Source organism: Streptomyces sp. NPDC014801 (genome assembly GCF_043082085.1).
In the GTDB taxonomy this organism is placed as follows: Bacteria; Actinomycetota; Actinomycetes; order Streptomycetales; family Streptomycetaceae; genus Streptomyces.
In genome coordinates, this window is record NZ_JBIBXG010000004.1 from 279,819 (window position 1) to 305,831 (window position 26,013).

General features: G+C 71.4%; 20 protein-coding genes. 12 read left to right on the forward strand and 8 right to left on the reverse strand.

The window, feature by feature from the left end:
- The first annotated feature begins 41 nt into the window (after positions 1 to 41).
- Together ACF1AL_RS10730 and ACF1AL_RS10735 are read left to right on the forward strand one after the other, a co-directional pair.
- Complete coding sequence (locus ACF1AL_RS10730; RefSeq protein WP_103782990.1) at positions 42 to 332, forward strand: YggT family protein; 291 nt, start codon at positions 42 to 44, stop codon at positions 330 to 332.
- A gap of 52 nt (positions 333 to 384) precedes the next feature.
- Positions 385 to 1,488, forward strand: coding sequence for a DivIVA domain-containing protein (locus ACF1AL_RS10735; protein ID WP_366835922.1), 1,104 nt, complete (start codon positions 385 to 387; stop codon positions 1,486 to 1,488).
- Between the two features lie 280 nt (positions 1,489 to 1,768).
- Here the strand turns inward: ACF1AL_RS10735 and ileS are convergent, their stop codons facing one another.
- Positions 1,769 to 4,918 (reverse strand): isoleucine--tRNA ligase, encoded by a 3,150-nt coding sequence (ileS, locus tag ACF1AL_RS10740; RefSeq protein ID WP_391778799.1) that lies wholly within the window; start codon positions 4,916 to 4,918, stop codon positions 1,769 to 1,771.
- A 625-nt stretch (positions 4,919 to 5,543) separates the two neighbouring features.
- Between ileS and ACF1AL_RS10745 the strand changes: the two genes are divergently transcribed.
- From ACF1AL_RS10745 to ACF1AL_RS10770, 6 genes are all read left to right on the forward strand, one after another.
- Positions 5,544 to 6,878: a TraR/DksA family transcriptional regulator gene (locus ACF1AL_RS10745; RefSeq protein ID WP_391825802.1), complete on the forward strand. Its 1,335-nt coding sequence runs from the start codon at positions 5,544 to 5,546 to the stop codon at positions 6,876 to 6,878.
- 71 nt (positions 6,879 to 6,949) lie between these two features.
- Complete coding sequence (gene lspA / locus ACF1AL_RS10750) at positions 6,950 to 7,549, forward strand: signal peptidase II (protein WP_366835918.1); 600 nt, start codon at positions 6,950 to 6,952, stop codon at positions 7,547 to 7,549.
- Between the two features lie 94 nt (positions 7,550 to 7,643).
- The gene (locus tag ACF1AL_RS10755; RefSeq protein WP_366835917.1) at positions 7,644 to 8,588 is read left to right on the forward strand and encodes an RluA family pseudouridine synthase; all 945 of its coding nucleotides are present in this window, start codon (positions 7,644 to 7,646) and stop codon (positions 8,586 to 8,588) included.
- Positions 8,585 to 9,055: a GNAT family N-acetyltransferase gene (locus tag ACF1AL_RS10760; protein WP_391825803.1), complete on the forward strand. Its 471-nt coding sequence runs from the start codon at positions 8,585 to 8,587 to the stop codon at positions 9,053 to 9,055. The genes ACF1AL_RS10755 and ACF1AL_RS10760 overlap by 4 nt, the downstream gene beginning before the upstream one ends.
- A gap of 131 nt (positions 9,056 to 9,186) precedes the next feature.
- On the forward strand, positions 9,187 to 10,773 hold the full coding sequence (locus ACF1AL_RS10765; protein WP_391697536.1) for a Na+/H+ antiporter: 1,587 nt from the start codon (positions 9,187 to 9,189) through the stop codon (positions 10,771 to 10,773).
- Between the two features lie 38 nt (positions 10,774 to 10,811).
- Positions 10,812 to 11,552: an SDR family NAD(P)-dependent oxidoreductase gene (locus tag ACF1AL_RS10770; RefSeq protein WP_391697534.1), complete on the forward strand. Its 741-nt coding sequence runs from the start codon at positions 10,812 to 10,814 to the stop codon at positions 11,550 to 11,552.
- Between the two features lie 20 nt (positions 11,553 to 11,572).
- Here the strand turns inward: ACF1AL_RS10770 and ACF1AL_RS10775 are convergent, their stop codons facing one another.
- Positions 11,573 to 12,697 (reverse strand): mechanosensitive ion channel family protein, encoded by a 1,125-nt coding sequence (locus ACF1AL_RS10775; RefSeq protein ID WP_391820591.1) that lies wholly within the window; start codon positions 12,695 to 12,697, stop codon positions 11,573 to 11,575.
- A 77-nt stretch (positions 12,698 to 12,774) separates the two neighbouring features.
- On the opposite strand from ACF1AL_RS10775, the gene ACF1AL_RS10780 reads away from it, so the two are divergent.
- Positions 12,775 to 13,344 carry a dienelactone hydrolase family protein gene (locus tag ACF1AL_RS10780; RefSeq protein ID WP_366835912.1) on the forward strand — a complete coding sequence of 190 codons (570 nt, stop codon included), beginning with the start codon at positions 12,775 to 12,777 and terminating at the stop codon, positions 13,342 to 13,344.
- A 28-nt stretch (positions 13,345 to 13,372) separates the two neighbouring features.
- Here the strand turns inward: ACF1AL_RS10780 and ACF1AL_RS10785 are convergent, their stop codons facing one another.
- The 5 genes from ACF1AL_RS10785 to ACF1AL_RS10805 all read right to left on the reverse strand — a co-directional run bounded on the left by ACF1AL_RS10785 (position 13,373) and on the right by ACF1AL_RS10805 (position 19,422).
- Positions 13,373 to 14,356 carry a zinc metalloprotease gene (locus tag ACF1AL_RS10785; protein ID WP_391778796.1) on the reverse strand — a complete coding sequence of 328 codons (984 nt, stop codon included), beginning with the start codon at positions 14,354 to 14,356 and terminating at the stop codon, positions 13,373 to 13,375.
- A gap of 258 nt (positions 14,357 to 14,614) precedes the next feature.
- Complete coding sequence (locus ACF1AL_RS10790; protein ID WP_391820592.1) at positions 14,615 to 16,285, reverse strand: alkaline phosphatase D family protein; 1,671 nt, start codon at positions 16,283 to 16,285, stop codon at positions 14,615 to 14,617.
- A gap of 80 nt (positions 16,286 to 16,365) precedes the next feature.
- Complete coding sequence (locus ACF1AL_RS10795; protein ID WP_366835909.1) at positions 16,366 to 17,190, reverse strand: DsbA family protein; 825 nt, start codon at positions 17,188 to 17,190, stop codon at positions 16,366 to 16,368.
- Between the two features lie 132 nt (positions 17,191 to 17,322).
- Positions 17,323 to 18,015 carry a hypothetical protein gene (locus ACF1AL_RS10800; protein ID WP_391778794.1) on the reverse strand — a complete coding sequence of 231 codons (693 nt, stop codon included), beginning with the start codon at positions 18,013 to 18,015 and terminating at the stop codon, positions 17,323 to 17,325.
- An 81-nt stretch (positions 18,016 to 18,096) separates the two neighbouring features.
- Complete coding sequence (locus tag ACF1AL_RS10805; protein WP_391660926.1) at positions 18,097 to 19,422, reverse strand: DUF2252 domain-containing protein; 1,326 nt, start codon at positions 19,420 to 19,422, stop codon at positions 18,097 to 18,099.
- Between the two features lie 178 nt (positions 19,423 to 19,600).
- On the opposite strand from ACF1AL_RS10805, the gene dnaE reads away from it, so the two are divergent.
- A complete protein-coding gene (dnaE, locus tag ACF1AL_RS10810; RefSeq protein ID WP_366835906.1) occupies positions 19,601 to 23,140 on the forward strand; it encodes a DNA polymerase III subunit alpha in 3,540 nt (1,179 codons plus the stop codon).
- Between the two features lie 91 nt (positions 23,141 to 23,231).
- On the opposite strand, the gene ACF1AL_RS10815 is transcribed toward dnaE, so the two are convergent.
- A complete protein-coding gene (locus ACF1AL_RS10815; protein ID WP_366835904.1) occupies positions 23,232 to 23,393 on the reverse strand; it encodes a hypothetical protein in 162 nt (53 codons plus the stop codon).
- 222 nt (positions 23,394 to 23,615) lie between these two features.
- On the opposite strand from ACF1AL_RS10815, the gene ACF1AL_RS10820 reads away from it, so the two are divergent.
- Together ACF1AL_RS10820 and ACF1AL_RS10825 are read left to right on the forward strand one after the other, a co-directional pair.
- Positions 23,616 to 24,830 carry an NYN domain-containing protein gene (locus ACF1AL_RS10820; protein ID WP_366835903.1) on the forward strand — a complete coding sequence of 405 codons (1,215 nt, stop codon included), beginning with the start codon at positions 23,616 to 23,618 and terminating at the stop codon, positions 24,828 to 24,830.
- A gap of 183 nt (positions 24,831 to 25,013) precedes the next feature.
- Positions 25,014 to 25,988, forward strand: a complete 975-nt coding sequence (locus tag ACF1AL_RS10825) for an ABC transporter ATP-binding protein (protein WP_391820655.1) — start codon at positions 25,014 to 25,016, stop codon at positions 25,986 to 25,988.
- The last annotated feature ends 25 nt before the right edge of the window (positions 25,989 to 26,013 follow it).

Here is a 26,013-nt window from a genome sequence, read left to right on the forward strand (position 1 = left end):
CGGAAACGCAGTACGAAACAGGGGAGAGGGAAGCACCAGCCATGAGCGTGTTCGCGCAGGTGATCTACATCGCGCTGATGGTGTTCCTCATCGTGCTCATCTTCCGGTTGGTCATGGACTACGTCTTCCAGTTCGCCCGCTCGTGGCAACCCGGCAAGGCGATGGTGGTCGTCCTGGAGGCCACCTACACTGTCACCGATCCACCGCTGAAGCTTCTGCGGCGGTTCATTCCGCCGCTGCGTCTCGGGGGCGTGGCGCTCGACCTGTCCTTCTTCGTACTGATGATCATCGTCTACATCCTGATCTCCATCGTGGGCAGCTTCGCGAGGTGAATGTGGACGATACGGTCTTGCCGACTGCCGATGACTACGTTGAGGTGAAGAGATGCCGTTGACCCCCGAGGACGTGCGGAACAAGCAGTTCACGACCGTCCGCCTCCGAGAAGGCTATGACGAGGACGAGGTCGATGCCTTCCTCGACGAGGTCGAAGCCGAACTGACCCGCCTGCTCCGCGAGAACGAGGACCTGCGCGCCAAGCTGGCCGCCGCCACGCGCGCGGCCGCGCAGAACCAGCAGAACATGCGCAAGCCCCCGGAGCAGCAGGACCAGCAGCAGCCGCCGCAGGGCATGCGAGGTCCCGGCCAGCCGGTGCCCGCCGGCATATCGGGTCCGCCGCAGCAGCAGATGGGCGGCCCCATGGGTGGCCCGCCCCAGCTGCCGAGCGGTGCCCCGCAGCTTCCGGCCGGTCCGGGCGGACAGGGTCCGCAGGGTCCCGGCCAGATGGGTCCGGGTCCGATGGGCCAGGGCCCGATGCAGGGCCAGATGGGCCCCGGCGGTCCGATGGGCGGCCCCATGGGCGGTCCGATGGGCGGCCCCGGTCAGGGTCCCGGTGGCGACAGCGCCGCCCGTGTCCTGTCGCTGGCCCAGCAGACCGCCGACCAGGCGATCGCGGAGGCCCGTCAGGAGGCCAACAAGATCGTCGGCGAGGCGCGTTCGCGTGCCGAGGGTCTCGAGCGTGACGCCCGTGCCAAGGCCGACGCCCTGGAGCGGGACGCGCAGGAGAAGCACCGCGTCGCCATGGGCTCCCTGGAGTCCGCGCGCGCCACGCTGGAGCGCAAGGTCGAGGACCTGCGCGGCTTCGAGCGCGAGTACCGCACGCGTCTGAAGTCGTACCTGGAGTCGCAGCTGCGTCAGCTGGAGACCCAGGCCGACGACTCGCTGGCCCCGCCGCGCACCCCGGCGACCGCGTCGCTGCCGCCGTCCCCGGCGCCCTCCATGGCCCCGGCCGGTGCGAGCGCCCCGTCGTACGGCGGCAACCAGACGATGGGCGGCAACTCCGGCCCGTCCGCGCCGTCCTACGGCGGTCAGCAGCAGATGTCCCCGGCGATGACCCAGCCGATGGCGCCGGTCCGCCCGCAGGGTCCGTCCCCGATGGGCCAGGCCCCGTCGCCGATGCGCGGGTTCCTGATCGACGAGGACGACAACTGACAGCGCGCTGAGACGGTTACGACAACGGCGTCGGCAACGTCATAAGGGCGGGCCCCCCGGACTTCGGTCCCGGGGGCCCGCCCTTTTTACGCGGGTTGCGTCCGGGAGCACCGGCGCAGGTGCCCCACCTCGGTGGGGGCGCGAGGCTGGATCGATGTGCGGCTCCGCGGCGCGGGCGCACGGCATGCGCTCCGGCGGGCGTACGGCACGCGATCCGACGGCACCCATGAAGAAGGGCCCGGCCTCCTCGTCGGAGACCGGGCCCTTTCACACGACCGTGCTACGCCTTGCGCAGCCGGAACGTCAGCGACAGCCCCTCGTCGGTGAACGGCTCACCGAAGCCGGCGCCGTCCTCGGCCTCGCCCTGGGCGAAGTCGGTCGCCAGGACCTCCTCCGCGATCAGACCGGCGTGCGCCGTGAGCGCGGAGATCACCGCCGGGTCGGTCGAGACCCACCGCAGCGCGATCCGGTCCGCGACGTCCAGGCCGCTGTTCTTGCGCGCCTCCTGGATCAGGCGGATCGCGTCACGGGCCAGGCCCGCCTGCCGCAGCTCCTCCGTGATCTCCAGGTCCAGCGCCACCGTGGCACCGGAGTCGGACGCCACCGACCAGCCCTCACGCGGGGTCTCCGTGATGATCACCTCGTCCGGAGCGAGGGTGACCGTCTCGCCGTCGACCTCCACCGACGCCGTGCCCTCGCGCAGCGCCAGCGACAGCGCCGCCGCGTCGGCGTTCGCGATGGCCTTCGCCACGTCCTGCACCCGCTTGCCGAACCGCTTGCCCAGCGCCCGGAAGTTGGCCTTGGCCGTGGTGTCGACCAGCGAGCCGCCGACCTCGGCCAGGGAGGCGAGCGCGGAGACGTTCAGCTCCTCGGTGATCTGCGTGTGCAGCTCCGGGTCGAGCGTGTCGAAGCCCGCCGCCGCGATCAGCGCGCGGGACAGCGGCTGACGCGTCTTGACGCCGGACTCCGCGCGCGTGGCCCGGCCCAGCTCCACCAGTCGGCGCACCAGGACCATCTGCCGCGACAGCTCCGGGTCGATGGACGCCAGGTCCGCCTCCGGCCAGGCCGCCAGGTGCACCGACTCCGGCGCGCCCGGGGTCACCGGGACGACCAGGTCCTGCCACACCCGCTCGGTGATGAACGGGGTGATCGGCGCCATCAGCTTGGTGACCGTCTCCAGCACCTCGTGCAGCGTGCGCAGCGCGGCCTTGTCGCCCTGCCAGAACCGGCGGCGCGAACGGCGCACGTACCAGTTGGAGAGGTCGTCGACGAACGCGGACAGCAGCTTGCCGGCGCGCTGGGTGTCGTACGCCTCCAGGGCCTGGGTGACCTGGTCGGTCAGCGCGTGCAGCTCGCTGAGCAGCCAGCGGTCCAGCAGCGGGCGCTCGGCCGGCGCCGGGTCCGCCTCGCTCGGCGCCCAGCCGGACGTGCGCGCGTACAGGGCCTGGAAGGCGACCGTGTTCCAGTAGGTGAGGAGCGTCTTGCGGACGACCTCCTGGATGGTGCCGTGGCCCACGCGGCGCGCCGCCCACGGGGAGCCGCCGGCCGCCATGAACCAGCGCACCGCGTCCGCGCCGTGCTGGTCCATGAGCGGGATCGGCTGCAGGATGTTGCCCAGGTGCTTGGACATCTTGCGGCCGTCCTCGGCGAGGATGTGGCCGAGGCACACGACGTTCTCGTACGACGACTTGTCGAAGACGAGCGTGCCGACCGCCATCAGCGTGTAGAACCAGCCGCGGGTCTGGTCGATCGCCTCGGAGATGAACTGCGCCGGGTAGCGGCTCTCGAACAGGTCCTTGTTCTTGTACGGGTAGCCCCACTGCGCGAACGGCATCGAGCCCGAGTCGTACCAGGCGTCGATGACCTCGGGCACGCGCGTGGCCGTCTTCCCGCAGCCCTCGTGAGGGCAGGCGAAGGTCACGTCGTCGATGTACGGGCGGTGCGGGTCCAGCTCGGACTGGTCGGTGCCGGACAGCTCGGTGAGCTCGGCGCGGGAGCCGACGCAGGTGAGGTGGTCGTCCTCGCAGCGCCAGATCGGCAGCGGCGTGCCCCAGTAGCGGTTGCGGGAGAGCGCCCAGTCGATGTTGTTGTTCAGCCAGTCGCCGTAGCGGCCGTGCTTGACGGTCTCCGGGAACCAGTTGGTCTTCTCGTTCTCCGCGATCAGGCGGTCCTTGATCGCCGTGGTGCGGATGTACCAGGAGGGCTGCGCGTAGTAGAGCAGCGCGGTGTGACAGCGCCAGCAGTGCGGGTAGCTGTGCTCGTACGGCAGGTGCTTGAAGAGCAGCCCGCGCTGCTGGAGGTCCTCGGTGAGCTTCTCGTCGGCCTTCTTGAAGAAGACGCCGCCGACCAGCGGGACGTCCTCCTCGAAGGTGCCGTCCGGGCGGACCGGGTTCACGACCGGCAGGCCGTAGGAGCGGCAGACCTTGAGGTCGTCCTCACCGAAGGCGGGGGACTGGTGGACCAGACCCGTGCCGTCCTCGGTGGTGACGTAGTCGGCGTTCACCACGAAGTGCGCGGGCTCCGGGAACTCCACCAGCTCGAACGGCCGCTGGTACGTCCAGCGCTCCATCTCGGCGCCGGTGAAGGTCTGGCCCGTGGTCTCCCAGCCCTCGCCGAGCGCCTTGCCGAGCAGCGGCTCGGCGACGACGAGCTTCTCCTCGCCGTCGGTGGCGACGACGTAGGTGACCTCGGGGTGGGCGGCGACCGCCGTGTTGGACACCAGGGTCCACGGGGTGGTCGTCCACACCAGCAGCGCGGCCTCGCCGGCCAGCGGGCCCGAGGTCAGCGGGAAGCGGACGTACACGGACGGGTCGACGACCGTCTCGTAGCCCTGCGCCAGCTCGTGGTCGGACAGACCGGTGCCGCAGCGCGGGCACCACGGGGCGACGCGGTGGTCCTGGACGAGGAGGCCCTTGTTGAAGATCTCCTTCAGCGACCACCACACGGACTCCACGTACTCCGGGTCCATGGTCCGGTAGGCGTCGTCCAGGTCGACCCAGTAGCCCATGCGGGTCGTCAGCTCGGCGAAGGCGTCGGTGTGGCGGGTCACCGACTCGCGGCACTTGGCGTTGAACTCGGCGATGCCGTACGCCTCGATGTCCTGCTTGCCGGAGAAGCCCAGCTCCTTCTCCACCGCCAGCTCCACCGGCAGGCCGTGGCAGTCCCAGCCGGCCTTGCGGGCCACGTGGTGGCCGCGCATGGTGCGGAAGCGGGGGAAGACGTCCTTGAAGACGCGCGCCTCGATGTGGTGGGCGCCGGGCATGCCGTTGGCGGTGGGCGGGCCCTCGTAGAACACCCACTCGGGGCGGCCCTCGGACTGCTCCAGGCTCTTGGCGAAGATCTTCTGCTCGCGCCAGAAGTCGAGCACCGCGTGCTCGAGCGCGGGCAGGTCGACCTGGGCGGGTACCTGGCGGTACGTCGGCGCTGTCATCTGCGAGCTTCCTCCAACGGACTTTCTGCCTTCCGTCGGAGGGACGAGAGCCTTCGTCGTGCTGTACGCCGCTGTCGGCGGGCTCCCGCGGTACCACCCTCCTTGGCCCCCCGGCACGTCGTGCGTACCGGTGAGCCCCCTCATTAGGGTCGCGATGCCGGGTCTACTGGCCCCCACGGGGTGTTCTTCCGGCGGCTCCGGGGTGATCTTCACGTCGCGCTCGCCCCCGGGCTCACACCGTCCCCGGGTCGCTCTGGGCTGCGTACGCCGCTACTCGTCCCCATCCACGCTTTTCGCTGCGCCCAGTGTACGGCGCCGCGCGGACAGCGGCCGACCGCATTTACGGCGACCGGTCCCCGGCGAGCGCCTCGCCGCGCCCCGGCGGGCCGCGGACGGGGCCGCCCGGGGTGACCCGAATGGGCAGGTGCCCGGTGGCCGGATACCGCAGGCTGCCGCCGCGCGGCATACCCGGCCAAGAGCTGGGCACAACGCATGCAGACCTGCCGCGCGGGGGGCGCGGGGAGGGCGAATCGGGCGGCGTGCCCCGTTGCCGCGGGACTCGAGTCGATTTATCGTCCCAGCACGATTCGCGAGCAAGATCACAATATGTGAAGGGGCCGCGGCCATGGCGAAAAAGACCGCCGTACAGCAGTCGGCGTCCCGCCGGTCCTCACAGGCCTCCGGCGGTGCGGCCAAGGACGTGAGCGGGAAGAAGTCGGTCGCGGCACGGGCGGGCGCCGAGCAGGCGGCCACCGGCACGGCCGCCGCACAGAAGGACGCCACGCAGAAGGCCGCCACCCGGAAGGCTCCCGCGAAGAAGGCGGCCCCCGCGAAGAAGGCTCTCGCGAGGAAGGCCACGGCGAAGAAGACCGCGGCGGAAGCGGCCCCTGCCAGGAAGGCCGCGGCGAAGACGGCCGTGGTGAGGAAGGCGGCGGAGAAGGCGCCCGCCAAGAAGGCCGCCCCGGCGAAAACGGCGAAGGAGAGGGCTGCCGTCGGCTCCTCGGGGGCAGAGAAGACGACGGCGAGGAAGAAGGCCCCGGCGAGGAAGGCGACGACGGACACGGCACCCGCGAAGAGGACGGCCGCGAAGAAGGCGCCCCCCGAGAAGACCACGGAGAAGAAGACCACGGAGAAGAAGACGGCGGAGAAGAAGGCGGCGGCGACCAGGACCACAACGGCGAAGACCACGGAGAGCAGGACCCCAGCGGCGAAGACCGCTGCGGCGGCCGAGGGCACCGGGAAGGCGGGTGCGCGCAAGGCGTCCGCCGGGAAGAACCCGGCCGGGAAGGCCGCCGCGCAGCGGACCGCGCCCGGATCGGCCCCGGCCGGGAAGACCCCGGCGGCCACGGCAGCGACCGGGGGCGCAGCGCCCGCCGGTGCCGACGGTGCCGGCACCGGCACGACCCGTAGCACGACCCGTAGGAAGAGCACGGCCAAGAAGGTGGGCGCGGCTGCGGCCGCGGAGCAGACGGGAGCCACGACGGTGGTTGCGAAGAAGACTCACTCCACGGCCACGGCGGCCACGACCGCCGTTCCCAAGGCCCGCGCCGGCGCCGCGGAGCCCGGCGACCTGGCGGTGCGCCCCGGAGAGGACCCGTGGACCCCTGAGGAGGTCGCCGAGGCCCGGGCCGAGCTGCAGGCCGAGGGGGACCGGCTGCGCGCCGAGCTCACCTCGTCCGAGAAGTCGCTGGCCGGCCTGATGCGCGACTCCGGCGACGGCGCGGGCGACGACCAGGCGGACACCGGCACCAAGAACATCACCCGCGAGCACGAGCTGGCGCTGGCCGCCAACGCGCGCGAGATGCTCACCCAGATCGAGCACGCCATGGAGCGGCTCGAGGCGGGCACCTACGGCCTGTGCGAGAACTGCGGCAACCCGATCGGCAAGGCGCGCATGCAGGCGTTCCCGCGGGCCACCCTGTGCGTGGAGTGCAAGCAGAAGCAGGAGCGCAGGTACTGACGGGGACGGGTGGCGCCGGTGGGCGTGCCGTACCCTCGTCCTCAGTCAGGTACCTAGGTTGAGGGACTCACGTGGCAGAGGCGGAGCGCATCATCGGTACGCCGGAGACTCCTGAGGCGCCGGGATCCGGACCGGAGCAGTCGTCCGGCGCGGACGGGCGGGCCGGCGCCGACGCGCGGCCCCGGGGCAGGCGGCGGATCGCCGTGCTGTTCGCGGTCGCCGCCTTCGCGTACCTGCTGGACCTGGGCAGCAAGCTGCTCGTGGTCGCCAAGCTGGAGCACCACGCGCCGATCGAGATCGTCGGGGACTGGCTGAAGCTGGACGCGATCCGCAACGCGGGCGCCGCGTTCGGCTTCGGCGAGGCATTCACCGTGATCTTCACGGTGATCGCGGCGGCGGTGATCGTCGTCATCGCCCGGCTGGCCCGCAAGCTGTACAGCCTGCCCTGGGCGATCGCGCTGGGCCTGCTGCTGGGCGGCGCGCTCGGCAACCTCACCGACCGGATCTTCCGCGCGCCGGGCGTGTTCGAGGGCGCCGTCGTCGACTTCATCGCGCCCAAGCACTTCGCCGTGTTCAACCTCGCCGACTCGGCGATCGTGTGCGGCGGCATCCTGATCGTGCTGCTGTCCTTCCGGGGGCTGGACCCGGACGGCACCGTCCACAAGGACTGAGCCACACGGACTGAGCCACAGGGACCGAGCCACAGGGACCGGGCCGCCAGGACGGGCGTGCGGGGCTGCCGGACCCGTCCGGCATACTCGACGGGTGAGCACGATTCCCGAGATCCGTACCCTGCCCGTGCCCGACGGCCTGGAGGGCGAGCGCGTCGACGCCGCCATCTCCCGCATGTTCGGCTTCTCCCGCACCAAGGCGGCCGAGCTGGCCGCGGCCGGGAAGGTCACGGTCGACGGGGCGGTGGTCGGCAAGTCGGAGCGGGTGCACGGCGGGGCCTGGCTCGAGGTCGAGATGCCCCAGGCGCCCGCGCCGGTGCAGGTCGTCGCCGAGCCGGTCGAGGGCATGGAGATCGTGCACGACGACGACGACGTGGTCGTGATCGTCAAGCCGGTCGGCGTCGCCGCCCACCCCAGCCCCGGCTGGAGCGGGCCCACGGTGATCGGCGGGCTGGCCGCGGCCGGCTACCGGATCTCCACCTCCGGCGCCGCCGAGCGCCAGGGCATCGTGCACCGCCTGGACGTGGGCACGTCCGGACTGATGGTGGTCGCCAAGTCCGAGTACGCGTACACCTCGCTCAAGCGCCAGTTCAAGGAGCGCACGGTCGACAAGCGCTACCACACGCTGGTGCAGGGCCACCCGGACCCGACCAGCGGCACCATCGACGCGCCCATCGGCCGCCACCCGAACCACGACTACAAGTGGGCGGTGACCGCCGAGGGCAAGCCGTCCGTCACGCACTACGACCTCATCGAGGCGTTCCGCGCGGCCTCCCTGCTCGACGTGAAGCTGGAGACGGGCCGCACCCACCAGATCCGCGTGCACATGGCCGCCCACCGCCACCCCTGCGTCGGCGACCTGACCTACGGCGCCGACCCCACCCTCGCCAAGCGGCTGCGCATCACCCGCCAGTGGCTGCACGCCGTACGGCTCGGCTTCGAGCACCCCGGCAGCGGCGAGTGGGTGGAGTTCGCCAGCGACTACCCCGAGGACCTGCAGCGGGCCCTCGACCAGGTCCGCGAGGAGACCTACGCATGAGCCGGCCCTCCTTCGCGGTGCGGCTCGCCGAGGACCCGGCCGACCGCGAGGCGTGCTTCGCGGTGCGCAAGCAGGTCTTCGTCCACGAGCAGGGCGTGCCCGAGGACATCGAGTACGACGCCTACGACGCGGACGCCGTGCACGTCCTCGCGGTCCGCGCGGACGGCATGCCGCTGGGCACCGGCCGCCTGCTGCACGGCGAGGCCGCCGCGGCCAAGAACGGCGGCGACCCGCTGGTCGGCTCCCTGGGCCGGCTCGCCGTCACCCGGGAGGCGCGCGGGCTCGGCGTCGGTGCGGCGCTGGTGCGGGCCGTGGAGGAGGCGGCACGCGCGCGGGGACTGAGCGCGGTGGACCTGCACGCGCAGACGCACGCGCTGGGCTTCTACGAGCGCCTCGGCTACGAGGTGTACGGCCCGGAGTTCCCGGACGCCGGTATCCCGCACCGGGCGATGCGCCGGCCCCTGTGACCGGCGGGGTTAGGCGGCGACCGGGGTACCCCGTGTGCTGAGGACGACAAAAGCGGCAGGCGTGGCAGGCTGGACACCCGGACGCTCTTGATCGTCCCGCACCCCGTCGTCTCGTCTCCGGAGCGCTGACCGTGGATCAGTTGGCCCTGCTGTTCGTGCTGTTGCTCGGGGCCGTGGTGAGCGTCCCGGTCGGGGACCGGTGGGGGCTGCCGGCACCGGTGCTGATGACGATCCTGGGCGTCGTCCTCGCCGTACTGGACTTCGTGCCGAATGTCGACATCCCGCCCGAGCTGATCCTGCCGACGCTGCTGCCGCCGCTGCTGTACGCGGCGGTGCGGCGCACGTCCTGGCGGCAGTTCGCGCACAACAGACGGCCCATCTTCCTGCTGGCGGTCGCGCTGGTCTTCGTCACCACGGTGTGCGTGGCCGCCGTCGCCCACTCCATCGTGCCGGGCCTGCCGGTCGCCGCGGCGGTCGCGCTGGGCGCGCTGGTCGCGCCGCCCGACCCGGTCGCGGCGACCGCCGTCGCCGGGCAGCTGGGGCTGCCGCGCCGCCTGGTGTCGATCCTGGAGGGCGAGGGCCTGTTCAACGACGTGACGGCCATCGTGCTCTACCACGTCGCCATCGCCGCCGCCGTCAGCGGCACCTTCTCGCCCTGGCGGGCCGGGCTGGACTTCCTGCTCTCCGCCGTCGTCGCGGTCGCCGTCGGGGTCGGGCTCGGGTGGGGCGCCAACAAGCTGATGAGCCTGCTGGAGGACGCCACCCTGCAGATCGGGCTCACCCTGCTCGTGCCGTACGCCTCGTACGTGCTCGCGGAGGAGCTGCACGGCTCCGGGGTGCTCGCCGTGCTGATGACCGCCCTCTTCCTCGCCGAGTACGCGGCGGACGCCGACGACGTGATGACCCGGCTCGCCGGGCACACCTTCTGGGACATCGTCGACACGCTCGTCACCGGTGTCGCCTTCGGGCTGATCGGCCTGGAGCTGCACAACGCGATCCGCACCGCCTCCGGCCGGTGGGGCGAGATGCTCGGCTGGGCCGGGACCGTGGTGGGCGTGGTCGTCGTCGTCCGGCTGGCCTGGCTGCTGCCGGCGACCTGGCTGACCAAGCGGCTGCACGCCCGACGCGACTACGACGAGGACATCCCGATGACCTGGCGGGAGACCGTCGTCATGTGGTGGTCGGGGATGCGCGGCGTGGCCTCCGTCGCGCTGGCCCTGGCCGTGCCGTTGAAGACCGACTCCGGGGCGCCGTTCCCGGACCGCGACGAGATCGTCTTCATCGCCTTCGGCGTGATCATGGCGACGCTGGTGGTGCAGGGGCTGAGCCTGCCCTGGCTGGTCAGGCGGCTCGGGGTGCGGGCCGACACCGAACGGGAGAAGGAGTTCGAGAAGGAGCTGGCCGTCCGCGCGGCCAAGGCGGCCAAGAAGCGGCTGCGGGAGATCGAGTCCGTGGAGGAACTGCCGGAGGAGCTGTCCGAGCAGATGCTGCGCCGCGCCTTCGAGATCGGGGTGCGGATCAGCCCGGACATCGGCGAGGACGAGCGGCGCGAGGCGCACGAGCAGCGGGTGCGGCGGCTGAAGCGGGTGCGCAGGATCCAGCAGGAGATGCTGAGCGCGGCGCGGCACGAGGTGCTGGCGGCGCGCAGCGAGCCGGGCGCCGACCCGGAGATCGTGGACCGCGTGCTGCGGCACCTGGACGTGCGGTCCCTGCGCTGACGCCCCCGCGGGGCGCCCCCGGTGCATAGGATCGGATCATGACTCGCAACGTCGTGATCAGTGGTGGAGGGACCGGCATCGGACTCGCCGCGGCGCGGGTGTTCGCCGGGGACGGCGACCGGGTGCTGCTGCTCGGGCGGCGCCCCGAGGTGCTGGAGAAGGCCGGGGTGCCCAGGGCGCTCACCTTCGCGGCGGATCTCGGCGAACCGGCCGACGTGCGCCGTGTGGAGCGATTCGTCGCCGCCGAGTTCGGCACCGTGGACGTGCTGATCCACAGCGCGGGCGGGGCGGGCTACCTGGAGCCTTCGAGCGGCAGCGAGGACCCGCTGGAGCAGGCCGCCTACGACTGGAACCTCAACTTCAGGCAGAACACGCTCACCGCGGTGCTGCTCACCGAGGCGCTGAAGAACCGGCTCGCCGATCCCGGCGGCCGGCTGCTCTTCCTCAGCTCCATCGCCGCCTACCGCGGCTCCGGCAGCGGGGCGTACGCGGCGGCCAAGGCCGCGCTGCACCCGTACGCCCACGACCTGGCCCGGCAGCTGGGGCCGCGCGGGGTGACCGTGAACGTCGTCGCGCCCGGCTACATCGAGGACACCGACTTCTTCGGCGACACGATGACCGAGGAGCGGCGGGCGCAGCGGATCGCCGAGACGTCCAACGGGCGCGCCGGGACGCCCGGGGACGTGGCGGCCACCCTGCACTGGCTGGCCTCACCGGGCGCGGCGCACATCACCTCGCAGATCATCCAGGTCAACGGGGGCGCGGAACGGGGTCACTGACCCTTGCGGCGCCCGGCGGGTCAGCCCCGGCCGGTCCTGGCCGGGGGTGCCTCGTACGCGCGGCGGTGGTGGCCGTCGGGCGAGGTGCGGGCCGCCGGCACGCCGGGCGGTGACACGGCGTCCGCGGTGTTGACGCGGGGCAGGGCGTAGGGGTGCTCGGCGCACAGCCACGCGATCATGCGCTCGCGCACGGTGACCCGTACCGTCCAGATGTCGTCGGCGTCCTTCGCCGTGACCAGGGCCCGCACCTGGAGGGTGTTCGGGGTGGAGTCCGTGACCACCAGGCTGTAGTCGCGGCCGTCCCAGGCCGGGCACTCGCGCAGGATGTCCCGCAGCCGCTCGCGCATCGCGTCGATCGGGGCGGAGTGGTCCAGGTGCCAGAAGACGGTGCCGGTCATCTGGGGCGTGCCGCGCGACCAGTTCTCGAACGGCTTGGACGTGAAGTACGACACCGGCATGGTGATCCGGCGCTCGTCCCAGGTCCGCACCGTCAGGAAGGTCAGCGTGACCTCCTCGACCGTGCCCCACTCGCCGTCCACCACGACGGTGTCGCCGAGGCGCACCATGTCGCCGAAGGCGATCTGGAAGCCGGCGAACATGTTGCTCAGCGTGGACTGGGCCGCGACACCGGCGACGACGCCGATGATGCCGGCCGAGGCCAGCAGCGAGGCGCCGGCCGCCCGCATCCCGGGGAAGGTCAGCAGCATCGCGGAGACCGCCACCACGCCGACGAGCGCGGAGACCACCCGCATGATCAGCGTCACCTGGGTGCGCACCCGGCGCACCCGGGCGGGGTCGCGGTGCGCCCGGGCGCTGGCGTAGCGGGTGTAGGACGTCTCGACGACGGCGGCGGCGATCCGGATCACCAGCCAGGCGGCGGAGCCGATCAGCACCAGGGTCAGGACGTGCCCGACCGCGGCCCGGTGGTGCGGCAGCACCCCGGCCTGCACGTACGAGCCTCTGAGCAGGGCCGCGCACAGCACGAGCTGGTAGGGGATGCGGCCCCGGCGCAGCAGCTCCCACAGCGGGGTGTGCGGGTTGCGTGCGTCGGCCTTCTGCAGCAGCCGGTCCGTGGCCCAGCCGACGGCCAGGGTGAGGACGACCGAGCCGCCGATGACGATCAGCGGGCGGAGTACGTCTTCCATGCCTCCGAACGTAACCGGGCCCGGGCGCTCATGAACATGTGAGTTCCGGGCCTTCGTGGGTACGGCACCATGGGTTCATGAACATCATGCTCTTTCACTCGACCTACGGCCTGCGCCCCGCGGTGCGCGAGGCCGCCGACCGGCTGCGGGAGGCCGGGCACGAGGTGTGGACCCCGGACCTCTTCGAGGGCCGGACCTTCGACACGGTCGAGGAGGGCATGGCGGCCAAGGACGAGATCGGCAAGGACGAGCTGCTCAAGCGGGCCGTGCTGGCCGCCGCTCCCTACTCGGAGCGGGGGCTGGTGTACGCCGGTTTCTCGCTGGGCGCGTCGATCGCGCAGACCCTCGCCCTCGGCGACGACAAGGCGCGCGGGCTGCTGCTCCTGCACGGCACCTCGGACATCGCGCCGAACGCCCGGGTGGACGACCTCGCGGTGCAGCTGCACGTGGCGGAGCCGGACCCCTTCGAGTCGGACGACTGGCTGAACGCCTGGTATCTGCAGATGGGCCGCGCGGGCGCGGACGTCGAGGTGTACCGCTACGCCGGGGCCGGCCATCTCTACACCGACCCCGGTCTGCCGGACTGGGACGCGGAGGCGGCCGAGGCCACCTGGCGGGTGGCGCTCGGCTTCCTCGACAGCCTCTAGGCCGGGTTCAGCGGCCCGTGCGGCGGGCTCAGCCTGCCGCGCGGTAGGCGGCCCAGCTCTGCTGCATGCGGGTCACCTGGCCGGCGGTGAACTGGTACATGCAGGAGTCGTACGTGTAGTCCATGAAGTTGTGGATCGGGTCGGCGCCCGGCTTGTTGGCGCAGGTGTCGCGGCCGGTCGGGCACTGGTACGCGGCGCTCTTCTCGGCCGGGGTGTCGTCGACGTAGTCGCCGTTGCCGTTACAGCCGCCCTGGAAGGTGTGGTACAGGCCCATCCAGTGGCCGACCTCGTGGGTCGCGGTGTCGCCCTGGTTGTAGTTGGCGGCGGAGCCGCCGGGCAGCGAGGCGTCCAGGATGACCACACCGTCCATGGACGGGCTGGACTTGTAGGAGCTGGGGAAGGTGGCCCAGCCGAGCAGCCCGCCGCCGAGGTTGGCGGTGTAGATGTTGAGCGCGTTCGCCCCGCCCTTGCGCAGGGCGGTCTTCATCGCCTTCTCCTCGGCGGAGCCGTCGGTGAGGTTGTACCAGGCGGCGTTGTCGGTGTAGTCGGTGCCGGCCAGGGTGAACTGGAAGCCGGAGTCGTTGTTGCCGGTGCCCTGGCCGGCGTACGCCGCGTTCAGCACGTTCATCTGGGCGCTGATGTCACTGGAGCTCAGGTTGCCGGCGGCGCCGTCGTGGATGACGTGGAAGTACACGGGGACGGTGGCCGAGGTGGCGGCCAGCGAGGCGCGGCCGCTAGCGCGCAGCTGGTCCAGCTTCTTGTGCAGGTCGGCGTCCATGGCCTTGGCCTTGGCGTCGGTGACCTCGTTGGGCTCGGCGACGTGCTGTCCGGCCGCCGGGCGGGCCTCACGGGCGGCGGCGTTGCCGCTGTCGGCGCACGCGGCGGCGGGGGTGCCGGCGGCGGCGACGGTGGTGGGGGCCGAGAGCGGGGAGAGCAGCAGGGTTCCGGCCACGGCCGCGGTGCCGAGCAGGCGTCTGCGCGTGGAGGGGGATATCCGGGCAAGCGCACGCATGAGTGTCTCCTGGTGGAGGCGGTGGGGTGCGGCGCAGGGGGAGTTTCCTGTGCCGTGGCCCGGAGATTACGTGCACATGACCAAGCGGGAAGAGCAGTGATCAGGCCACATCGGCTCATAGGGATACCCCTGTACCGCGGCGGGTGGTGTGTCCGGATTCGCGCGCGGATCACACCACCCGCGGGGCCCGCGTGACGAGAAGTCAGCCGTTCAACGAAGGCGCTGCGCTGGCTGAAAATCGTCCTTCACGCACAGCTGTCACACAGGGTCGTAGGTCCGCTCGACCTTCTGCGTGCCGCTGCGGGTGCGGTAGGAGCGGACCCAGGCCGAGGTCGCGTCCGGATCGGTGCGGTCGGACAGCACGTAGTAGTCCATCTGCGCCCGCTCGGCGGTCAGGTCCAGCACGCCGTAGCCGTGCCGGTCGGTGTCGACCCAGTGGACGTGCCGGTTGGCGGCCCGGATCACCGGCGAGGCGAGCGCGGAGATCGTGCCCTCGGGCGCCTTGACGATGTCGTCGAGGTTGTCGGACGTCACCGAGGTGACCACGAACTCGGTCGCGGCCGACGGCGAGAGCGGATACGTCCCCGCATCCACCGGCACGTCGTTCGCCCACGCCATGTGGATGTCGCCGGTCAGGAAGACGGTGTTGCGGATCGCGTTGGCCCGCAGGTGCGCCAGCAGTTCGCGCCGGTCGTCGGTGTAGCCGTCCCACTGGTCGGTGTTGATCGCGATGCCCTCCTGGGGCAGCCCGAGCAGCTTCGCCAGCGGCTTCAGCAGGTCCGCGGAGAGCGAGCCGACGGCGAACGGCGAGATCATCACGGAGTTCCCGACCAGCCGCCAGGTGGTGTCGGAGGCCTTCAGTCCGGCCTTGAGCCAGTCCAGCTGCGCCCGGCCGGTGATCGTGCGGTCCGGGTCGTCCACCGAGCCGGAGGCCGTCGCCGCCTGCTGCGAGCGGAAGGAGCGCAGGTCCAGCAGCGACAGGTCGGCGAGCTTGCCGAAGCGCAGCCGGCGGTAGGTGGTGCCGGCCAGCGCCGGGCGCACCGGCATCCACTCGAAGTAGGCCTGCTTGGCTGCCGCCTGACGCGCGGCCCAGGTCCCCTCGGCGCCCTCGGTGTGGTTGACCGCGCCGCCCGACCAGGCGTTGTCGGCGAACTCGTGGTCGTCCCAGATCGCCACCACCGGCGCCTTCAGGTGCAGCGCCTGCAGGTCGGGGTCGGTCTTGTACGTCGCGTGCCGGATCCGGTAGTCGGCGAGCGTGAGGATCTCGTGGGCGGGCGCGTGGGGACGGACGACCGTGCCGCGGGCCGCGTACTCGCCCGAGCCGTACTCGTAGATGTAGTCGCCGAGATGCAGCCAGGCGTCCAGGTCGGAGCGGGCCGCGAGATGGCGGTACGCCGCGAAGTGGCCCGCCTCCCAGTTGGCGCAGGAGACCACGCCGAAGCGGAGGCCCGCCACCGGGGCGTCGGCGGCGGGCGCCGTGCGGGTGCGGGCGACGGGGGAGTCGGTGCCGCCGGCGGAGAAGCGGAAGTAGTAGTCGGTGGCCGGCCTCAGGCCGCGCACATCGGCCTTGACGGTGTGGTCGGAGGCGGCGGTCGCGACGACCGTGCCGCGGGCGACGACGTCGGTGAGCGCCCGGTCGGTGGCGACGACCCAGGCGACCTCGGTGTCCGGGCCGGTCCCCGAACCCGGTATCGCCTCGGGGACGGGCGTCACCCGGGTCCACAGCAGGATGCCGTCGGGCAGCGGGTCGCCGGAGGCCACGCCGTGCAGGAAGGCGGGCGCGGCGGACGCGGCCCGGGCCGGCAGGGCGGCGGCGAGCGGGCCGGCCAGGACAGCCGTCGCCGCCGCGGCCTTGACGACCGTACGGCGGCGAGGGGCGGGGGAGGGGGTGTCTCCCGGCGAGGTGTGGGATCTGTATCGACTGGTCACGACCGATCAGGTTACTGATCGGTATGCGAGACAGCGGGCGAACCGGCAAAAGTTCGCCCGCTGTTGGGTTTCCGGTCGGGTCAGCCCTTGAGCGCCTTGTCGATCGCCGTGGTGAACTCCTCGACCGTCATCGGGGCGTTCTTGCCGTCCGACCCGGTGACCTTCTTGCCGTCCATGACGAGCGTCGGCGTGCCCTGGAAGTCGTACTTCTGGCCGTCCTTGTCGAACTTCTCGCTCATCACCAGGGCCCACTTGTCGTAGGTCCCGTCCTTGACGGCCTTCTGGAACGCGGCGTTGTTCTTCAGGGCGCCGACCGTGTCCGCCACCTTGATCAGGTAGGCGTCGTCCTTGAACTTGTCGTCCTGCTCCTCGGGGTGGTACTTCGCCGAGTACAGGGCGGCCTTGTACTCCAGGAAGGCCTCGGGGCTGACGTTCAGCGCCGCGCCGAGGGCGCTGAGCGCGTTGCGGGAGCCCTCGCCCGGGATGTTGGTGTCGATGAAGGTGGCACCGACGAACTGGATCTTGTACTTGCCCTCGTCGACGTCCTTCTTGACGGTCTGGCCCACCGTCTGCTCGAAGGCCGCGCAGACCGGGCAGCGCGGGTCCTCGTACATCGCGAGGGTCTTCTTGGCGGTGCTCTTGCCGATGACGACGGTCGTGCCGTCCGTGCCGGTGGTGTTGGCCGGCTTGACGAGCTTCTCGTCCTTGACGGCCTCCCAGTGGCCCGGCTTGTTGGCCTGGACGACCGCGTAGCCTATGCCGCCGGCCGCCGCGAGGACGGCGACGACCGACACCGCGACGGTGACCTGCCGCTTGACCTTGGCGCGCTTGGCCTCGCGCTCGCGCTCGGCCCGCAGCCGCTCGCGCGCCGCCGTCTTGGCCGCCTGGGTGTTCCGCTTGCTCATGGTGATGATCTCCGTGGAGGACACGCGCACGCTCGGGGTGCGCGGGACGAATTCGGGGGACTGCCGGTGCTCCGGGTGTTCGCCTCGGGTGAGCCCCGGCTCACCGGGGGTCGGCCCCGGGTGAGCGGGGGGTCAGGCGAACACGGGCGGGCAGGGCGGTCCACGCCGTCCCAGGGAGTGCGCGAGCAGCGGGCCGCGGACGGCGGCCGTGCGGCGGACGGGGCGCGGCAGCCGGCGGTGCGGGCCGGGCGTGCGGACGGTGACCGCGGCGACGGCCACCAGCAGCGGACGGAACGTGGTCGCGGCCACCGCCCGCAGCAGCTGGGCCAGGGCCCGCTCGCCCCGGCGCAGCCAGGCCGCGGCGACCAGGCCGACGCTCACGTGCGCGGCCAGCAGCAGCCAGGCGGTGACCGGGTCGGCGTGGGCCAGCAGGGCCGGCAGCCGGTCGGTGTCCGTGCCGGTCATCCGGGCCAGCGGGGTGCCCACGGCCGCGTGGTTGCCGCACAGCACGTCCCAGCCGACCGAGCGCAGCGGGCCGGCGACCGGGCCGCCCGCCGCGCCGTAGCACAGGTGCTGGCCCGTGGTGAACAGCGTGTCCGCGGCCAGCTCCAGCGGGACCAGCAGCGCGGCGATCCGGCCGAAGCCCCGCTCGCGGCCCGCCAGCGCGTAGGCGAGCGCGAACACGGCTCCCGCGACCGCGGCCACGGTGCTCGCGGGCAGCGGGACCCGGGACAGCAGCACGTGCGACGCGGAGCTGAGCGTCACGACCAGTGCCGTGAACAGCGCCGCGCGGAGCGCTCTGAGGTGGGTCCCGGATATGTCCATAGCGAGTCAAGAGTGTGGCACGAGCTCCGGTAAGGGACCCCTAAAGGGTCCCTGTGAGAGCTCACACCGTGATCGTGGGGCTCACAGCCCCGGAATGCGGCCGTTGCGGAACAGGTCGAGGAAGATCTGGTGGTCGGCACGCGCGCGTGCGCCGTAGTCGTGCGCGAAGTCGACCAGGAGCGGCGCGAAGCCCTCCTCGTCGGCGGCGATCGCCGCGTCGATGGCCCGCTCGGTGGAGAAGGGCACCAGCGACTCGCCCGACTGGTCGTCGGCGGCCGCGTGCATGGTGGCCGTGGCCCGGCCGAGGTCGGCGACGACGCTCGCGATCTCCTCCGGGTCGTCGATGTCGCCCCAGTCCAGGTCGACCGCGTACGGCGACACCTCGGCGACCAGCTGCCCGGCGCCGTCCAGCTCGGTCCAGCCCAGCCACGGGTCGGCGTGCGCCTGCAGCGCCCGCTGGGAGATCACCGTGCGGTGGCCCTCGTGCTGGAAGTAGTCACGGATCGCCTGGTCCGTGATGTGCCGGGAGACCGCCGGCGTCTGGGCCTGCTTGATGTAGATCACGACGTCGTTCTCCAGGGCGTCGCTGTGCCCCTCCAGCAGGATGTTGTACGACGGCAGCCCGGCCGAGCCGATGCCGATCCCGCGCCGGCCCACGACGTCCTTGACCCGGTAGGAGTCCGGGCGGGCCAGGGAGGTCTCCGGCAGCGTCTCCAGATAGCCGTCGAAGGCCGCCAGCACCTTGTAGCGCGTGGCCGCGTCCAGCTCGACGGAGCCGCCGCCGTCGGCGAAGCGGCGCTCGAAGTCGCGGATCTCGGTCATCGAGTCCAGCAGCCCGAACCGGGTCAGCGCCCGCGCGTCGCGCAGCGCGTCCAGCAGCGGGCCCTGCGCGGTGTCCAGCGTGAACGGCGGCACCTCGTCGCTCTTGGCGCCGGTCGCCAGGGCGTGGATGCGCTCGCGGTAGGCGGCCGCGTAGATCTGCACCAGCTCCGTGATCTGCTCGTCGCTGAGCGCCTTGGCGTACCCGACGAGCGCGATGGAGGCACTGAAGCGCTTCAGGTCCCAGGTGAAGGGGCCGACGTAGGCCTCGTCGAAGTCGTTGACGTTGAACACCAGGCGGCCGTTGGAGTCCATGTAGGTGCCGAAGTTCTCCGCGTGCAGATCGCCGTGGATCCACACGCGCGAGGTGCGCTCGTCCAGGAACGGGCCACCCCGCTTGTCCTCGTCCACGTCGTGGTAGAAGAGGCACGCCGTACCCCGGTAGAAGGCGAACGCCGAAGCCGCCATCTTGCGGAACTTCACCCGGAACGCCGCCGGGTCGGCGGCCAGGAGCTCGCCGAAGGCGGTGTCGAAGACGGTGAGAATCTCCTCACCGCGCTGCTCGTCGCCAAGCTGGGGTACCGACATCGCTGGATGCCTCCTGGTGCAGGTGGTGCAGTGGGTGTGCGAAGCGTCTCTGCCGCTTCCAACGGATGAAGGTACGCCGTAGTGCCCGGCCGCTGTCAGTCCCCGGGCATAGACTTCGACGCTGAATCCCCAACCGTCCGCCGATCCGTCGCCGAGTGTTTCCGCTGGAGGGCACACCGTGTCGAAGCCGCCGTTCACGCACCTGCACGTCCACACCCAGTACTCCCTGCTGGACGGTGCCGCGCGGCTGAAGGACATGTTCAACGCGTGCAACGAGATGGGCATGACGCACATCGCCATGTCCGACCACGGCAACCTGCACGGCGCGTACGACTTCTTCCACTCCGCGAAGAAGGCCGGAATCACCCCGATCATCGGGATCGAGGCGTATGTCGCCCCCGAGTCCCGGCGCAACAAGCGCAAGATCCTGTGGGGCCAGCCGCACCAGAAGCGGGACGACATCTCGGGTTCGGGTGGTTACACCCACAAGACGATGTGGGCGGTGAACAAGACCGGCCTGCACAACCTCTTCCGGCTCTCCTCCGACGCCTACGCCGAGGGCTGGCTGCAGAAGTGGCCCCGGATGGACAAGGAGACCATCGCCCAGTGGTCCGAGGGCATCGTCGCCTCCACCGGCTGCCCCTCGGGCGAGGTGCAGACCCGGCTGCGCCTCGGCCACTTCGACGAGGCCCTCAAGGCGGCCGCCGACTACCAGGACATCTTCGGCAAGGACAAGTACTTCCTGGAGCTGATGGACCACGGCATCGAGATCGAGCGCCGGGTCCGCGACGGCCTGCTGGAGATCGGCAGGAAGCTCGGCATCCCCCCGCTGGTCACCAACGACTCGCACTACACCTACGCGCACGAGGCGCAGGCGCACGACGCCCTGCTGTGCATCCAGACCGGCAAGAACCTCTCCGACCCCGACCGCTTCAAGTTCGACGGCACCGGCTACTACCTGAAGTCCACGGACGAGATGTACGCCATCGACTCCTCGGACGCCTGGCAGGAGGGCTGCGCCAACACGCTCCTGGTCGCCGAGATGGTGGACACCACGGGCATGTTCGAAAAGCGCGACCTGATGCCGAAGTTCGACATCCCGGAGGGCTACACCGAGGTCACCTGGTTCAAGGAGGAGGTCCGCCGGGGCATGGAGCGCCGCTTCCCCGACGGCATCCCCGAGGACCGCCAGCGCCAGGCCGACTACGAGATGGACGTCATCATCTCGATGGGCTTCCCCGGCTACTTCCTCGTCGTCGCCGACTTCATCATGTGGGCGAAGAACAACGGCATCGCCGTGGGCCCCGGCCGAGGCTCCGCGGCCGGTTCGATCGTCGCCTACGCCATGGGCATCACCGACCTCGACCCGATCCCGCACGGCCTGATCTTCGAGCGCTTCCTCAACCCCGAGCGCATCTCCATGCCCGATGTCGACATCGACTTCGACGAGCGCCGGCGCGCCGAGGTGATCCGGTACGTCACCGAGAAGTACGGCGCCGACAAGGTCGCCCAGATCGGCACCTACGGCACCATCAAGGCCAAGAACGCGATCAAGGACTCCGCGCGCGTGCTGGGCTACCCGTACGCGATGGGCGACCGCATCACCAAGGCCATGCCCGCCGACGTCCTCGGCAAGGGCATCCCGCTGTCCGGCATCACCGACCCGAACCACCCCCGCTACTCGGAGGCGGGCGAGGTGCGGTCGATGTACGAGAACGAGCCGGACGTGAAGAAGGTCATCGACACCGCGCGCGGTGTGGAGGGCCTGGTCCGGCAGATGGGTGTGCACGCGGCCGGCGTGATCATGTCCAGCGAGCCCATCGTGGACCACGTCCCGGTCTGGGTGCGGCACACCGACGGCGTGACCATCACCCAGTGGGACTATCCGAGCTGTGAGTCGCTCGGCCTGCTGAAGATGGACTTCCTGGGCCTGCGCAACCTCACGATCATGGACGACGCCGTCAAGATGGTGAAGGCGAACAAGGGGATCGACATCGATCTCCTCAGCCTCCCGCTCGACGACCCGACGACCTTCGAGCTGCTCCAGCGCGGCGACACCCTCGGCGTCTTCCAGTTCGACGGCGGCCCCATGCGTTCGCTGCTGCGGCTGATGAAGCCCGACAACTTCGAAGACATCTCCGCCGTGTCGGCCCTGTACCGCCCGGGCCCGATGGGCATGAACTCCCACACGAACTACGCGCTGCGCAAGAACGGGCAGCAGGAGATCACGCCGATCCACCCGGAGCTGGAGGAGCCGCTCAGGGAGGTCCTGGACGTCACCTACGGCCTGATCGTCTACCAGGAGCAGGTGCAGAAGGCCGCCCAGATCATCGCCGGCTACTCGCTCGGCGAGGCCGACATCCTCCGCCGCGTGATGGGCAAGAAGAAGCCGGAGGAGCTGGAGAAGAACTTCGTCATCTTCCAGGCCGGCGCCCGCAAGAACGGCTACAGCGACGAGGCGATCCAGGCGCTGTGGGACGTGCTGGTCCCCTTCGCCGGCTACGCCTTCAACAAGGCGCACTCCGCCGCGTACGGCCTGGTCTCCTACTGGACCGCCTACCTCAAGGCGAACCACCCGGCCGAGTACATGGCCGCGCTGCTGACCTCGGTCAAGGACGACAAGGACAAGTCGGCCGTCTACCTCAACGAGTGCCGCCGCATGGGCATCAAGGTGCTCCCGCCGAACGTCAACGAGTCCGAGGCGAACTTCGCCGCGCAGGGCGACGACGTGATCCTCTTCGGCCTGTCCGCGGTGCGCAACGTCGGCACCAACGTCGTGGAGTCGATCATCAAGTGCCGCAAGGCGAAGGGGAAGTACACCTCCTTCCCGGACTACCTCGACAAGGTCGAGGCGGTCGTGTGCAACAAGCGCACCACGGAATCGCTGATCAAGGCCGGCGCCTTCGACTCCATGGGCCACACCCGCAAGGGCCTGATGGCGCAGTACGAGCCGATGATCGACAACGTGGTGGCGGTCAAGCGCAAGGAGGCCGAGGGGCAGTTCGACCTCTTCGGCGGGATGGGCGAGGAGACGTCCAGCGAGCCCGGCTTCGGACTCGACGTGCAGTTCACCGACGAGGAGTGGGACAAGACCTATCTGCTCGCCCAGGAGCGGGAGATGCTCGGTCTGTACGTCTCCGACCACCCGCTGTTCGGCCTGGAGCACATCCTGTCCGACAAGGCCGACGCGGGCATCTCGCAGCTCACCGGCGGTGAGCACGCCGACGGCGCGGTGGTGACCATCGGCGGCATCATCTCCGGCCTGCAGCGCAAGATGACCAAGCAGGGCAACGCCTGGGCGATCGCCACCGTGGAGGACCTCGCGGGCTCCATCGAGTGCATGTTCTTCCCGGCGACCTACCAGCTGGTGTCCACCCAACTCGTCGAGGACGCCGTCGTGTTCGTCAAGGGACGGCTCGACAAGCGGGAGGACGTGCCGCGGCTGGTCGCGATGGAGCTGATGGTGCCGGACCTGTCCAACGCGGGCACCAACGCCCCGGTGGTCCTGACCATCCCCGCCACCCGGGTCACCCCGCCCATGGTCAGCCGGCTCGGGGAGATCCTCAGCCACCACAAGGGCGACAGCGAGGTGCGGATCAAGCTCCAGGGCCCGACGAAGACGACCGTGCTGCGTCTGGACCGGCACCGGGTCAAGCCCGACCCGGCGCTGTTCGGCGACCTGAAGGTGCTGCTCGGCCCGTCCTGCCTGGCGGGCTGACCGGAGCAACCGCGCGAGGGGCGCACCCGTGGATCCCCGGGTGCGCCCCTCGTCATGTGCCGGGACCCGTGGGGTCCTTCACCGGCGGACGTCAGTTGTGGCCGAAGCTGCGCTTCCGCTTGCGGGTCGCCACGTCGCCGGGGGTGACCTCCACCTCGGCCTGGGACTCGGTGTCCATCGCCGGCTGCCGGGTCGCCTGCTGGCCGCGCTCGGTCGGACGCTGCTTACGATCACGGTTCTTGTTCTTGGCCATGGTGATGCCTCCTGTGGGGGATCTAGGGGCCAGGGCCGCGACCAGATTCACATAGACTGACAAAGAGCGCATATCGGACAATTACCGTGCGTGACACGGGCTCTTGAGCCGTGCGGGCCCGAAACGCCACGCCGAAGATCGAGTTCCGGCCGTTAACCCCCGCGTGGTCGGGCAGACTCGAAGGAAGCCCGAAGCAAACCTCCCAGGAAGAGGGTGAGTCGCGTGGACCGCTGCATCGTCCTGGTGGACGCCGGGTATCTGCTGGGGGCCGCCGCCAGCCTCCTCGCCGGAGAGCCCTCCCGGTCCCGGATCACCGTCGACCACGCCGCCCTCATCCAGGGCCTGCGCGACCGCGCCGAGGCCGACACCCAGCAGCCGCTGCTGCGCATCTACTGGTTCGACGGCGCCCCCGACCGCGTTCCCCAGCCCGAGCACCGCCGGCTGCGCGTCATGCCCCGTGTCACCGTCCGCCTGGGCGCCCTCACCCGCAGCGACGGGCGGTGGGCGCAAAAAGGCGTCGACGCCGCCATGCACGCCGAGCTGACCGAGCTGGCCCGCAACCGCGCCTGCTCCGACATCGTGCTCGTCACCGGCGACGGCGATCTGCTGCCCGGCATGATGTCCGCCAAGGAGCACGGCGTCGCCGTCCACCTGTGGGCCGTCCAGGCCGCCGACGGCGACTACAACCAGTCAGAGGACCTGGTCGCCGAGGCCGACGAGCGGCGCGTGCTCGACCGGGCGTGGATCACCAAGGCCGTGCGCGCCAAGGAACTCACCGGCATCTGCGCCCCGCCGCCCGCGCCACGGCCCGAGATCGCCGCGATCCTCTCCGCGCCGCTGCCCGAGTCCTCGCTCGGCAGCACCGCCGAGCGGCCCCCGGCCGAGCCCGAGCACCAGCCCGCGGCCGCCCCGCAGAACGGCGCCCAGGACCGCATGCCCACCGCCAAGGGCGTCCCCACCCCGAAGGACCTCGCCGAACTGCGCGCCGGAGCGCACGCCCCGCAGCACCCCCCGACCGCGACCCTGCGGTGGTCCTCCGACAAGGGCTGGGTCGACCGCCCCGGCGTGCCCTCCGAACCGCCCGAGGTCGCCGCGATGCCCACGCTCGCCCAGCTCACCACGGCCGAGCAGCGCTGGGCCGACCGCGAGGAGGACATCACCACCGTCGGCGGCGACCCCTACGAGGTCGGCCAGGTCTTCGCCCGCCGCTGGATCTCCCGCCTCGGCGACACCGGCCACCTGCAGCGGCTGTCCGCCATGTACCCCCGCATCCCGCACCGCATCGACGGCGAGCTCCTGCGCTACGCGGCCCGCTTCGGCCTGCTCGCCCACAAGGACGACCAGATCGACGAGCACGACCGCTACGCCATCCGGGCGGGCTTCTGGCGCGAGATCGACGTCCCGGCGGCCACGGAACCGGCCACGACCGGGGACTGAACCCCGGGCGAGCACCTCGGCGGGCACCTCGGCGAGCGCCCCGGCGAGCGGCCCCGCGCGCGGAGACGATGCGCCGGGAAGCCGTGCGGAGCGCCCCAACGGCGAGTAAAGCGGTCCGACCCCGTAGTCTCGTCCCTTGTGAGTACGCGCACGGCAGCATCGGAACGGCCCCTCGGCGAGGTCGTGTGCGCGGCGCGCGGACTGACCAAGACCTATCCGGCCGTGCGGGCCCGGCGCGGCGCCCCCGGCACTCCCGAGGTGCGCGCCACCGACGACGTATGCCTCGACATCCGGCGCGGTGAGATCTTCGGCCTGCTCGGGCCGAACGGCGCCGGCAAGTCCACCCTCGTCCGCCAGCTCACCGGGCTGATGCGGCCCGACGCCGGCCGGGTGGAGATCCTCGGGCACGACATCGTGCGCCACCCCGAGCGGGCCGCCCGCCTCCTCGCCTACCTCGGCCAGGAGTCCTCCGCCCTCGACGAACTGACCGTCTCCCTCGCCGCCGAGACCACCGGCCGGCTGCGCGGCCTGGACACCCGGCAGGCACGCGCCGAGCGGGACGCCGTCCTGGAGGAGCTGGGGCTCACCCCGATCGCCGGGCGCCCGCTGAAGAAGCTGTCCGGCGGGCAGCGCCGGCTCGCCTGCTTCGCCGCCGCGCTGGTCGGCGAGCGTCCGCTGCTCGTCCTCGACGAGCCGACCACCGGCATGGACCCCGTGGCCCGCCGCGCGGTGTGGTCCGCCGTCGACCGCCGCCGCGCCGAACGCGGCACGACCGTCCTGCTGGTCACCCACAACGTCATCGAGGCCGAGACCGTGCTCGACCGGGTCGCCGTGCTCGACCGGGGCCGGATCATCGCCTGCGACACGCCCGCCGGCCTGAAGGAACAGGTCGCCGACGAGGTGCGGGTCGAGCTGGTGTGGCGCGAGCGCGCCCCGCTCGACGTGCCCGAGGTGGCCGCGCTGCGCGACCGGGCCGCCGAGTCCGGGCGCCGCTGGACGCTGCGGCTCGCGCCCGAGGAGGCCCGCGCGGTCGTCGCCACCGTCACCGGCGGGGCCGCGTTCGCCGCCCTGGACGACTTCACCCTCGCCACGCCGAGCCTGGAGGACGTCTACCTGGCGCTCGGCGGCGCCGCACGGCAGGGGCTGGTGAAGGCGTGAACGCACCGGCCGTGTCCTGCGTAGG